Genomic DNA, 12,823 nt, shown 5'->3' on the forward strand with positions numbered 1-12,823 from the left:
ACAGGATCTCCTTGTAGTGAGGGGTCGCCGGGGTCACATCGGAGAAGATGTTATCCGAGGCGGACACCGTGTAGGCCGGGGAGCCGGCCAGACGGTACAGCATCGCGGCGAAGTCCTGGCGCAGGATCGTGGCGGACGGACGGTACGTGTTGTCCGAGAAGCCCTTCACGATGCCCTGCTTGGCAGCATAACGGATGTCGACTGCGTGCGGGGTCAGCGCGTCCACGTCGGAGAAGCCATACTGGCCGAACGTCGTGTCGATGTTCGCGACCTTGACCAGGTTGTTCTTCGCGTCCTGCAGGACCTGGGCGTACTTGAGCGCGTCATCAGACTTCAGGTTCTTGTCAATGAAGGTCCGGAGGGCGGAATCGGTCAAGGAAAGCTGGGCCTTCAGGTCGACGCCGGTCTCCTTCTTGATGGTCTTCAGAAGATCGGTGCGGATGGAATCGTACTCGCGGAACGAGGCGGTCGTGTACGTTTTGGCGTCGTTGTCCAGACGCAGCAGCTTGACGAAGTCGCCGGAGTTCAGATCCAGCTTCCAACCCGCGTAGAACGTCTTCTCGGTGGTCGTGTCGAACAGGTCGGCGACGGTCTTGGTCTCGTCGAGCAGGCCAGCGGTGGTGTCGAGACGCTCGCTGTCGTTCTTCACGTCGGAGTTGTTTTCGGACTCAAGGGCGCGCTTGGCGGTGGCGAACCAGCCGGCGAACTTGTAGCCCTCGCGGGTCGGGGTCGGAACCTGGTCGTACAGGTAGGCGTCGCCCTTGATCTTGACCACGGTCGCGGCCGGCTGGCCGTCGTAGTACGGGTCGAACGTGAGCTCATAGTCCGCGGCCTGCGGGTTCTCCTCGAACGCCGGGGCAACGTACGTGTTGTCGGCGACCTTGGTGGAGGAGGTGAACTCGGTCAGCGGGTACGTCTGAGCCGGGGACTCAACATAAGCCTTGGCGGTGGACTCGGCGTTGCCGGTCACGTACCACTTGCCATTAGCCTTCCAACCGTCGACGAGCGGGAGCGTGTAGGAGGACAGCTTGGCGGTATCGAACGTCGCGCCGTCGGTCACGAAGAACTTGCGGGTGTTGGAATCGGTGTCGCCGAGACCGGCCTGGACCTTCCAGGCGTGGGCGAAGCCGTCGGCCGCGGGCGTCAGCTTGTAGCTCTGGCCCTCGCCGATCTTGGTCTCGCCGAACTTGAACTCGCCGGTCGTGTTGTTGGACAGCTCGTACGTCCACTTAACGACCTTGTTGTAGGAGCCGTCGGCGTTCTTGCCGGCGTAGCTGATGACGGACAGGTCGTCCGCGACGGAAGTGCCGGCGGCCACGTCAACGCCGTCGGTCAGGTTATTGACTTCCTTGCCGGTCTGGTCGTACACCTTGTAGGAGCCGTTGAAAACGAACTTGAAGTTGCCGGCGCCCACGGTCTCCGGCTTCAGGTCGTCGCCGGCCTTCGCGTCGGCCACGGCCTTGTCCCAACCCTGGAACAACTTGGAATCACCCGGCTGGTCCTCGGACGGAACCTGCCAGTCGGCCAGCTTGTCGCCACCGGCCAGACGCACCTCGACGCTGTCACCGGAAGCCACCTTCACCACATCACCGTAACCGGTGATGTCCTTGACGGCCGTCACACCGGTCTTCTTCAGCTCGAACGTCACGACCTTGCTGCTGGTGGTCCAGTGGGCGTACAGAGTCGTGCCGGCCTCCACGGTGGTCGGATCGACGGCCTGGCCACCGTACGTGGCGGACTCATACCAGCCGGTGAACGTACGGCCGGAGTACGAGGGCAGTTTCTCGGTGTACAGGTTGTCGGCGAAAGACTTGTCATCGCCGGCCTTGAGGGTATCGGTGGTCTTGTCCTTATCAGAGCCGAAGTAACCGCCATTAGCGTTCAAGGTCACCTCAGAATCCGCGGTGACCTCCGCCGCGTTCGCGCTCAGCGCGGTCACGCCCATGGTCGCGATCATCGCGAGCGAGGCGAGGCCCGCGAGCGGCGCGCGCCAAACCTTGTTGTTTCCAGTCATATCCTGGAACCTTTCTTCTAGGGACACGGGACCGGAACGGTTGGCAGCGTTTGCTTGCATAGACGTAAGAAGGTTTATGGGGGTTATTGTCGTTACTTTTGTGAGGATGACCCCCCATAACTAGTTCCATAAGTACAAAACGTGATCATGGTCGCCCTGAAGACACATCAGCGCGAATGTCATCTGTCCCAGCTGCGCACAGGCTATGGGATCACCCTAGAGAACCTGATCTACACTCATCGGAGGGGACGAAGGGCTACCAAGTCTGCATAGGCAGAATCAGACTCTCGAATGCGACTTCATCGCCCGCAGGGACAACATGTATTGGTACATCCGGGTGTCCATGAGCGTCCTAGATCCGGCCGTGGAAGAACGCAAATACCGACCGTTCCGCTACATCCGCGAACAACTACCTGCGTTACCTGTTCGCTTTCGATCTCCTGCCCGAGTAAAACGATGACATACGGCATGTGAGCCTCCTGGAATTCCTCGCAGCCGACGGCGAACTCACGCTCTGATGCAGGCAGGGGTTATGACGGCAGGTGAGAAGGAACTGGCTCTGCTGAACCAAGATTGACACGAATCCGACTGAATTACCCCTCAGTCGGCTTCGCCGTCAGCTCGTCCTGGCAATTAAGGACAAACTCCGTTCGCAGCCTATTGGCTCGGCTATCGCCTCGCACATTGCCTACAAACGGCCCTGCCGTTTGCTTCACGGCAATGTCCTGACAAAGGGGGCCCGGGAAAATCAATTGCGGTTTAGCTAAAACCAACTTTCTTCCGCCTTTGATTAACGCAAGTGGGCTTTGCCTGTGACGATGAACCACGGGCAAAGCCCACTATGCAGTGCAACTTGAAACGATGCGAACGGCTAGAGAATCACCACTTGCCCGCTACCTGCGGCTGGGCGCGGTGGAGGAAGGCGGCGAGATCCTGACGGATGATCGTCTTGCCCACGCCGAACGTGCCATTCGGGTATCCGTTGGTGATGCCGACATACTTCGCCCAGTCTATGGCGGACCTGAAGTCCGGTGTCAGCGATGCGGCATCCGGGAACTGCAGGAGCGCGTACGGGTCGCCGGGGATTCCGGCCAAGCGGTAGATCATCATCACGGCGTCCTGACGCAGGATCGAGCTGGTGCCGCGGAATGTGCCGTCGCCGTAGCCGTTGATGATGCCGTTGGACGCGGCCCACAGAATCGCGTCATGATGCGGCGTGGAAGCATCGACATCACTGAACGACTTGCTCGTCGCACCAATCGCCGGACTGCCGGCCAGACGATACAGGAACGCCGCATAATCCTGACGGGTCACCTGAGCCGTAGGACGGAACACCTTGGTACCATCCGGATTATTCCAACCAGTGGAAATACCACTGCTCGCCAGCCACATGATGTCCTGATAATGCGGAGTGGAAGGGGACACATCCGCGAAGGAGCCGACCGGCTTGATGGTTTCGCCGGGCTGTTCCGGATCCGGAGTCTTATCTCCGCCGGCATCCTCGTAGGCTTGCTTGGCGCTCTTGTACACCTTCCACTTGCCCTGCGCGTCCTTCAGGGCGTTCTCATACTTGGTCTGCGCCAGACCATGGTTTCGCACAGCCTCATCATAGGCGGTCTGGGCTTTTGCCTGACGGTTCTTGGCGGCAGTCAGCTCAGCGCTCGAGCCTCCGCCCTGCTCGTTGTTGTACTGGCGGAGATAGTTCTGGTATTGGCTGATGGTGAAGGCACCACCGCTGGTGCCGGAGTCGTAGGCCCATGAGACCTGACTGCCGCGCTTCGAGAAGGCAAGTCCGATGGCGCTGAATCGAGTATTGACAAGGTTCAGATAATGACCTGCCGCAGGAATCTGGTTGATGCACGATGACGTGTATCGGCAGGATTCCAAATTCGGAGAGATCTGTACGGCCTGATCGAAGGCCTTCTTTTCATTGTCATACCAGCCATAGAATGGGTCTGGATAACCCCATGCAAGGTTTTCCGCGCTAGGCTGCCAGCTGGAGTGCGCATCATTGAATGCCGCCCAATTCGCATTCAGCTGCGCATACGCCATATTGGTCATGGAAATCGTGGTACTGGAACCGCCGTCCGATTGTCTCAGCGAAGCGGTTTTATCAAGGAACCCATTCGTGACTTCCACCATGTTCGACAGTGATGTGGCATCATCCGGATCACCGAACTTGGTGTATTGCAGCACACGGCTCGGTGCCTGATCGAACAAATCCAGCGCCTTGCTCACATCGGAGGCCTGAGAACCTTCCAATCCGCGAGACATCAGCCACCGCAGGAAGTCTTTAGAAGTCTTCTGCGTACCCTGCGACGGCCCCTGCAGATTCTCGACCGCCTTATTCGCCGCGTCCAACTCCGACTTAGCCGAGTTCAGCTCCGCCACGGCTTTGCTGTTGGCGCTGTCCGCAGCTTTCATATCGGCGTCGGCCTGATTGTAATCGGCCAGCGCCTGTTCCATCCGCTGCTTCAGCACCTGCGTGCTGGAGTCCGTGGCGCCCCATGCGGGAGCGGCGCACCCGAACAACATGCAGACGGATGTGACTGCGGCGATAATCATCCCTTTTCTTCTCATCTTTACCTTCCCTTCCGGTACGGCGACGGCACCGTTGCCGATGCCTCCTACTATATGTCGCCAATGAGAACCGGACTAACGTGTTCCATCATTTCCTGCCTATGATGGAACCGCTGTGATTCAACCAGAAGAATCATGTGCGAAACCTGAAGAAGGGTCAATCATTATGGGTTATAAGGCAACAATGACAAAGCAGGCCCGCCATATGGCTGCGCTGGTTCTGGCTGTGGTATCGACGCTGGCTATGGTACTGTCCATCGGAATGTTCGGCACCGGCACTGCCGAAGCAATGATGGCACGTCGCGAGATGTCCAACGGCATCTACTGGACCAAGCTGCCCGGCGACCATGGCATCGCTCCTGGCGAATACCGTGTCGAGCTCGGCGCCAGCGCCGGGCATTACCAGTATGTGAGCGTCTACCGCGATACCGATATCGATAACAATCAATCCACCAATTACACCATCAATCCCGGCAAGAGCGTCATGGTGACGGTTCCGGTCGGCAGCGCGGTGAAGATCGCCTACACCGACTCCACCATGTGGTACGCCTCCAAGGAATACAACAATTACGGACTGATGAACGCCGGATCCCCGGTCACCCGTTCGGGCAACACCACGTATTCCGTGGGCGCCTCGGGCATCGCAGTCGGACAGTATCAGGTGAATCTGGCACAGGGCGAGGCGAAGCAGACGGTCGAGGTCCTTGCCTCCGATGGCTCGGAGATCCACTCCTATCATGTGGGCTGGTATGCCGACGATGACACGCAGATCGTAACCGTGCCGTCCAATGCCAGCACGATTCGCCTGTCTTACCCGGACAAGACGGTCTGGCGCACGCTGACCAAGCGTCCGAGCTATGAGCGCGTGAAGGATGTGAATTCGTCCACACCTCATCAGGCCGAAATCCTTGCGTTGATGAAGTCCGGCGTCTCCGCGGGCTGGGAACAGGCGGACGGTTCGACCGTGTTCCGCCCGGCGGCCGCGGTGCAGCGTCAGGATATGGCCGCATTCCTGTATCGTCTGGCCGGCAGTCCTTCGTACACGCCGTCCGCAGCGGACAAGGCGAAGTTCAGTGACGTACGTGACGGCACGCCGCAGGCCAAGGCGGTCTGGTGGCTGGCCTCCACGGGCATCTCCACGGGCTACTCGAACGGCACGTTCGGCGTGGGCGCACCTGTGTACCGTCAGGATATGGCCGCATTCCTGCATCGTTACGCCGCCAAGTTCGGCGGCCCCTCGGCTTCTGGTTCGGACAAGTCGTTCACCGATGTGAACGCCTCCACCTCCCACGCGGAGGACATCCAGTGGCTGGCCAAGGCGGGCATCTCCACCGGCTACTCGGACGGTTCGTTCGGCGTCGGCAAGCTGGTCGTCCGTCAGGATATGGCCGCCTTCCTCATGCGTATGAAGAAGTAGCATCGGCTGCGTTCGTACGTCGAGCATAATTCGAAGCGGGGAGCATTCCGGAGGATGTTCCCCGTTTTTTATTGAAGAAAAACGGCAGGAGCGCGACGAATCGCCATATAATGCCCCCGAAAACCGGGGGATGCTAGGGGGTATTCTGGAGGAAACCGTCAATGAAGTCGGTTTTTGACAGTCTTCTTCGGAGGTACCATCATGAAGATTTCCATAACGAGTTACAGACGGATCGCGGCATTCATCACGGCCGCATGTCTCTGCGGGGCGGCATTGACATTCTCCGCCACGTCCTATGCGCAAGACAGCGAAACTGATACGACGAATCAGTACGCGCAATCCGTGCCCGATGCCGATTCCGCCGATGAAACCGTTGATTGGCAGAAAACCATAGATGCTGCTGATGAAGGTAGTTCAGTCACACTGACCGGCATCATCGCAGGCAGTCTGATAATCAACAAGAAACTGACCATTACCGCGGCCGCCGATGCATTGGTCACAGGCAGCATACGCATCAACGCCAGCGGCACGACCATCACGGGCGTTCATTTCCAACTGGATCCGGCCCAAAACAAGAACGCGCAGAATATCATCGTGTCCGGCAAAGCCGAGAAAGTGCAGATTACGGGCAACACGTTCGTCATCAAGGCCGGCGATCCGGCAACCGGCGCATCCCAAAACAAGGACTGGCAGCCGAGCTCGGTGTGGCTTGAGGGAGGCGCGACCGGCACCGTCATTGACGGCAACACCTTCAAGCTCGGCCAAGTGGTCAACAACTCCTCGGTCGGCGTGAACATCGTGGGTAAGGGAACCACGCCCATCACCAACACCACAATCAGCAACAACACGGTTTCCGCGGGTCCCATCAGCGGTGACGGGACCTCCGGCTCGATGATGTTCGTGGTCGGCAATGGCAATACCGCCAAAGACGCCTATGGCATCACCGGACTGACGGTTTCCGGCAACATCGTGACCAATGACACCGGTTTGTCCGCCGACAAATCCCGGGTATATGGTGTAGCCGTAACCGCCACCAAAGGCACCGTGATTACGGGCAATGACTTTGAGGGTTATCTGGCCGTATCGTACAGCGTATGGCCTGCTCAGGGCCCCAACGACGATCTGACCGTGAGCAACAATCAGCTGAATTCCTACGCGGGCGTCTGGATGCATAACTATGTCACGGAGAAAGGCCTGACAGCGAAAGACAACGTTTTCGGTGAGGACACGAAAATCCAGATTAACGGCTCTAACCTCATCGCCGCCGACCAAAACGGCAAGGTCTACCCGAACATCGCCGCGGCCATCGACGCTGGTGCCACTAAGGTCACGTTGTTGCAGAACGTAACGGAATCCGTCGTTATCAAGGCGAACCAGACCCTGACTCTGGACCTCAACGGATACACGCTGACCAACACAGACGGTCAAGACACCATCTCAAATGAGGGTGTGCTGACCGTAACCGATTCGTCGTTGGCAAAGTCCGGCGTTGTGGATAACACCTCCCATGGGAAAGCAGCTGTGAAGAACACCATCGGAGCCGTCGCCACACTTGACGGCGGTACCTTCGAGCGTTCCAAGGAAGCCGGCGTTCCCGGTAGCAACGGCGGCAATTCCTACTACACCATTCAGAACATGGGCTCCATGACCATCAACGATGGTGTCACCGTGCTCTCCGAGCTTACAGACGGGTCTTTGTCCCAATACTCAAGCGTCATCGCCAACGGCTTCTACAACGGCATCAAAGATAATCCCGAAGAGAAGACGGCCGAGCTGCTCATCAATGGCGGAACAATCAAGGGCGGTCTGTACATCAAGAACGACGAGTACGGGAAACTGACCATCAAGGGCGGCGACATCACCGGCAGCAATGCAGCCGTGCTGAATTACGGTACGGCGGATATCGCCGGCGGCACATTGCGCGCAGGCATCGCCAACGGTCGAGTGGTGTGGAATATCCGAATCGACAGCAGCTCGACCAGCGCTCCTGGTGATTTAACCATCTCCGGCGGCACCATCGATGCCAAGGACGGGCAAACGGCTATCTGGCAGGAAGAAAAAGATTCCGGTCGAATCACCATTTCCGGCGGTGATATCAACGGTCCTATCGCCAGCACCCAGTCACCCAAGCCGGTAACGAACCTGGTCATTTCCGGTGGTGTCTTCTCCGAACGACCGGACGCCAGCTATCTGGCGGACGACCTGAAGTTCGTACAGAACGCCGACGGCGACTGGGTGGTCAAGGACAACAAGCCGACCCCATCACCCAACCCATCGCCCAGTCCGTCGCCCTCTCCAACCCCGTCCTGCAAGGTGACCTTCACGGACGTCACCAAGGTCACCCCGCACCACAAGGACATCTGCTGGATCGCCGAGCAGAAGATCACCACCGGATACAGCGACGGCACATACCGTGGCATGACTCCGGTCTACCGTCAGGATATGGCTGCATTCCTGTACCGTCTGGCTGGCAGCCCATCCTTCAACGCGGAGACGGCGGCCAATCCGTTCGCTGATGTGAACTCCAGCACCCCGCATTACAAGGAGATTCTCTGGCTCTACTCCACCGGCATCGCCAAGGGATATGTCGCGGCGGACGGCACGGCGACGTTCGGCGGCATGACGCCGGTCTACCGTCAGGATATGGCCGCATTCCTGCATAGGCTTGCCCAATACAAGGACGCCAAGGAGCCCACTGGCATCGCCAAGACGTTCACCGATGTGAATGAGGAGACGCCCCACTATGCGGATATCCTCTGGCTGTCCAAAAGCGGAGTGACCGCAGGCTATGTAGATGGAACGTTCGGCGGCATGACGCCGGTCTACAGGCAGGACATGGCCGCATTTCTGCATCGTATGCATGACAATGTGCTGAACTGACCGCGCAAGCCAAACTACCTGCGACATTCCCATGAGATGTAGGGCCCGTCTTGTCTAGGCGGGCCCTACGCTATGTCTATGAGCAAATTCCGGTCCTTCAGCTTTGACAAAACGCGGCTGCCGCGTGTGGCAATAACGCATCGGGGGGGGGTGATTGATGCTTTCTTCATTGCGATAAGCGTGCTGGTCTTCACCTGCCTCGCTGTACTATCGCTTCTGTTCACCACGTATTTCCCTACGTACACCGAAGGCGGCGCCGCCTATCGCCACGGTACGATTCCCGTGGTAATCCTTGGCTCGATTGTGGTCGTAGCCTTACTCATACTGCTGCACATCACCAAAATCCTCACGCGACTCAACGCCGGTCACGTCGCGTGGATCGTGGCCGCATATCTGGCCATCGCCGGCATGGGATGGGCCATTCTGGCCAATACCTGGCCCGATCGAGACGCCCTCGACCTCATGGTTTCGGCACAGGAGCTCGGAACCGCCGATGACCCACTGTGGAGTCACGGCGCCTACATGGAACGCTTCCCCTACCAAGTACCGTTCGTGCTGTTCCTCCGCCTTATGCAAACGGTGTTCGGCTCCAATGCTTATGTGGCCGTGGAATTGGTGAACTCGCTCTGCTCCGCGGCCGCCGGATATCTACTGATTCGCTACGCGATGGAGGTTTTCGGCAACGAAGCCGCGAACGTCACCGCCGTGCTGACGATCTGCTTCCTGCCGGCGATTCTCTACACCACGTTCGCATACGGCAATATCCCCGCCATGCCGTTTGCCATCGGCGCACTACTGGTCCAATACCGGTACTTCCAGAACCAGCGGTTCCGTACGGCTCTGCTGTCCGCGATACTGGTGACGATCAGCATCATGTTCAAATCCACGATGGTCGTGGTACTGATCGCCATGTGCCTGGTCTGGCTGATCTCATGCGTCACCAAGCGGCAGTGGAAAAATCTGGCGGCCACCGTCGCGTCACTGGTGATATATGCCGTCTGCACCAGCGGTCTGAACGCGGCCGTGGCGCGTAAGTACGATGTGGTCACCAATGACGGACTGCCGAAAATCGCATGGATCGCGATGGGCCTGCATACCGAGGACTATCCGGACATCACTGATATCCCCGGCCGCTATGACGGTTTCGTCTGGACCTGGCAGGGCGACGATTACGACACCACCACCGCCACTCAGGACTCGAAGGCCGCCCTGAAACAGACCTGGGAGCATTTCACGTCCGATCCGGCCTATGCCGTGCGATTCATGGGCAGGAAACTGCTCTTCATCTGGACCGATCCGCTCTATGAATCCATATTGGAAAGCAATTGGAGCACGGAAGGACCACGCAAACCCGGAGCGATGGCCTCGCGCCCGATGACACGGGTATTGCATTCGGTGTATTACGGCAAACTCAACACGGTGATTCTGTCGGTCGCGGATGTCGTGCAACTGCTGACCTTCCTCGGCGTGGTCGTGCTGCTCATCAGCAAGCGCAAGCAATTGCATGTGGAGCAGATGGTACCCGTCATCGCCTGCCTCGGCATGGTACTCATCTACATATTCTGGGAGGCCAAGCCGCAGTACGCACTGCCGGTGGGATGGCTCATGATCGCCTACGCGGGATGCGGTCTCGACGTCATGGCGGACCGCGGCGCGCAGTGGGTCGAGAAATTCACGGCACAACATAAGAAGAACGGACGAATCGGAGCATGAGCATGTCTTCCACCAGCCAGACGCAACCGCAGGAACAGGCGAAACCAGCACGCAACCCCTGGATCGAACTGCTGCGCATCATCGCCATGGTGATGATCGTCACCGCTCATTTCACCATCAGGATGAATTGGGGTATCTTCCAGCCCGGCTCGGTAGTGGGACAGGTGCTCAGGCGCACCATCACCAACTTCTCCGGATTGGGCGGCACCGGCCTGTTCTTCCTCATCACCGGATACTTTCTGGTGAAGAAGACGTTCAAGGCGTCGAGACTCATCACACTGTGGATTCATGTCCTGTGCTATACGCTGGGCATCGCGGTGGCTGTGGCCATCTACTCGTGGATCCGAACCGGCTCGCCGGCTACCATGCTCGGGCAGGGGGCTGGATTGGCGCATAACTTGGTCATGTCCGTCTTCCCGGTGTTGAACAGCGCCTACTGGTTCGTGACCGCCTATGTGATGCTGCTGGTGCTTTCCCCGTTCGTCAACACCCTGTTCGCGGCCATGTCCCGGCAGGCCATGACCGTTCTGGTGACGTTGCTTGGATTCCTGAGCGTCTGGCCGGCGATAACGCTATTCGCCGGTTATTGGAACGATCTCGGCTTCGCGTTGTTCAGCTACTGCCTCGGCGCATGGATCCGCATGTACTACAATCCCTCCAAACCGTTGCGTTTCCGGGATGTTGTGGCATATCTGGCGGTGTTCTGCCTCGGCTTCGCGTTGCTGTTCACCGTATCCATCCTTGGTTCGACGATCTGGCAGGGCGGTGCGGAAGTACTGGGCTGGAACACCAAGTTCTGGATCAGCGACAACCGGTTCGTGCTGCTGCCCATGCTCAGCGTCACGGCACTGTTCCTCTGCTCGGTTCGCTGCAACCCGCCACGAACCGGAAGCATCACCACGGTGATCGATGCCCTTTCCAAGGGCGTATTCGGCGTGTACCTCATTCATACGAATGTCATCACCTCGCCACTGCTGTGGAGTCTGCTCAATGGACTGCTCGTACCGTTCGCTGCGACGAGGAGACTCCAAATGCTCGCCACGATTCCGAGCATCCTGATGATTTTCGCGGTGTATCTCGTCCTTGCCCTTGTTTACGAGCACCTAGTGGTGACCCCGGTGACCACATTGCTGATGCACGGTGCAAAAAGCCAGGGAAGGCACGGTATGTTTGCGTCATGAGCACACTCATGACGCAAGTAAATTGATGATGAATAACCTGACGCATATGTGATTCGGCGATTGATGCCACCGCTCCTGCGAGCTAATGTCTTAAACGAGTGGATGGCTGCTTGAGAGAAGTGCGGCAAGTGCCGTACGGCACCGCCATTCAGGAGAATCGAGAATGATTATGGGACGATTCAAAGGATCCAGGGCGGTATCAGCGATGATCGCCGCTCTCGCCATGATGGGAACGGCTTTGGTCACCGCACCGGCCGCCCAGGCGGATGACTCGGACGCCAACCCGGACGTGCAGATCGCCGCGTTCTGGAACAGCGACGAAGATCTGTCCGATACCGTGTACATGTCCACCAACGGTACGGACTTCAAGAAGCTGGCCACCGCCTACCAGGCCGACGGCAACTACAGCCAGCATGTGAGCGGCGCTCCGAGCTATGTCAATGCGCTGCACGACCCCGGCCTGTTCTACACGAACGGCAACTTCTGGATGATCTCCGGCTTCGTGCAGAAGCAGGATGGCCTCGGCTACCGCTTCACCCCGATGCTGGGTTCCTCCAGCGATCTGGTGCACTGGAGCTACCCGGGCAGCGGCAGCGACACCAACCTCGCTCCCACGCAGACCCCGCCGCGCGCCGGCGCTGACGGCAGCTACGATACTGCCGGCACCGATGCCATGGCCGACGATGACGGTTCCGCGTGGATTGTGACCACGCTGGGCTACTACGGCACCAACCACGGTGACAGTCCTCAGAACGATACGATGAAGCCGTACATCGTCCATGCCACCGGTCTTACCCCCGGTGCCGATCAGGCCTCTGATCCCGGTGCCCGCCCGAACATCAGCTACGGCGATCTCGTGCCGATCAACCTGCCGGTCGGCGGCTCGAACTGGCTTGATCCCTCCCTGTTTAAGAGGCTTCTGCTGTTTTCGTGGGTTAGGTTGCTGGTGTTGGTAGTTGGATGTTGAGTCCGCCGCATCTGAGCATGACGAGGCTGATGAGGTTGGTGACGTGGTGGAAGCCGTAGGCCATGCGGATG

7 protein-coding genes are annotated in these 12,823 nt (G+C 58.7%); 5 read left to right on the top strand and 2 right to left on the bottom strand.

Translation table 11 applies throughout. The features are described 5' to 3' along the window. The coding region (locus tag KIH81_RS11650) for an InlB B-repeat-containing protein (protein ID WP_214305472.1) at positions 1-2,014 on the bottom strand (2,014 nt) is incomplete at its 3' end. An 879-nt stretch (positions 2,015-2,893) separates the two neighbouring features. After that, positions 2,894-4,579 (bottom strand): S-layer homology domain-containing protein, encoded by a 1,686-nt coding sequence (locus KIH81_RS11655; protein WP_214305473.1) that lies wholly within the window; start codon positions 4,577-4,579, stop codon positions 2,894-2,896. 220 nt (positions 4,580-4,799) lie between these two features. On the opposite strand from KIH81_RS11655, the gene KIH81_RS11660 reads away from it, so the two are divergent. From KIH81_RS11660 to KIH81_RS11680, 5 genes are all read left to right on the top strand, one after another. Further along, positions 4,800-6,011: an S-layer homology domain-containing protein gene (locus KIH81_RS11660; RefSeq protein ID WP_214305474.1), complete on the top strand. Its 1,212-nt coding sequence runs from the start codon at positions 4,800-4,802 to the stop codon at positions 6,009-6,011. 201 nt (positions 6,012-6,212) lie between these two features. Continuing rightward, positions 6,213-8,891 carry an S-layer homology domain-containing protein gene (locus KIH81_RS11665; protein ID WP_214305475.1) on the top strand — a complete coding sequence of 893 codons (2,679 nt, stop codon included), beginning with the start codon at positions 6,213-6,215 and terminating at the stop codon, positions 8,889-8,891. Positions 8,892-9,041: 150 nt separating this feature from the next. Continuing rightward, entirely contained in the window at positions 9,042-10,604 is a 1,563-nt protein-coding gene (locus KIH81_RS11670; RefSeq protein WP_214305476.1) for a glycosyltransferase family 39 protein, read from the top strand. After that, positions 10,601-11,785: an acyltransferase family protein gene (locus KIH81_RS11675; protein ID WP_214305477.1), complete on the top strand. Its 1,185-nt coding sequence runs from the start codon at positions 10,601-10,603 to the stop codon at positions 11,783-11,785. The genes KIH81_RS11670 and KIH81_RS11675 overlap by 4 nt, the downstream gene beginning before the upstream one ends. 163 nt (positions 11,786-11,948) lie before the next feature. Further along, positions 11,949-12,752 carry a hypothetical protein gene (locus KIH81_RS11680; protein WP_214305478.1) on the top strand — a complete coding sequence of 268 codons (804 nt, stop codon included), beginning with the start codon at positions 11,949-11,951 and terminating at the stop codon, positions 12,750-12,752. Positions 12,753-12,823 lie beyond the last annotated feature (71 nt).

It is taken from the genome of Bifidobacterium miconisargentati, assembly GCF_019331675.1.
Taxonomy (GTDB): Bacteria; Actinomycetota; Actinomycetes; order Actinomycetales; family Bifidobacteriaceae; genus Bifidobacterium; species Bifidobacterium miconisargentati.

Bases quoted from the DNA above. Each gene is read 5' to 3' on its own strand.
- KIH81_RS11655 (WP_214305473.1), bottom strand. From the start codon at position 4,579: ATGATTATCGCCGCAGTCACATCCGTCTGCATGTTGTTCGGGTGCGCC.
- KIH81_RS11660 (WP_214305474.1), top strand. From the start codon at position 4,800: ATGGCTGCGCTGGTTCTGGCTGTGGTATCGACGCTGGCTATGGTACTG.
- KIH81_RS11665 (WP_214305475.1), top strand. From the start codon at position 6,213: ATGAAGATTTCCATAACGAGTTACAGACGGATCGCGGCATTCATCACG.
- KIH81_RS11675 (WP_214305477.1), top strand. From the start codon at position 10,601: ATGAGCATGTCTTCCACCAGCCAGACGCAACCGCAGGAACAGGCGAAA.
- KIH81_RS11680 (WP_214305478.1), top strand. From the start codon at position 11,949: ATGATTATGGGACGATTCAAAGGATCCAGGGCGGTATCAGCGATGATC.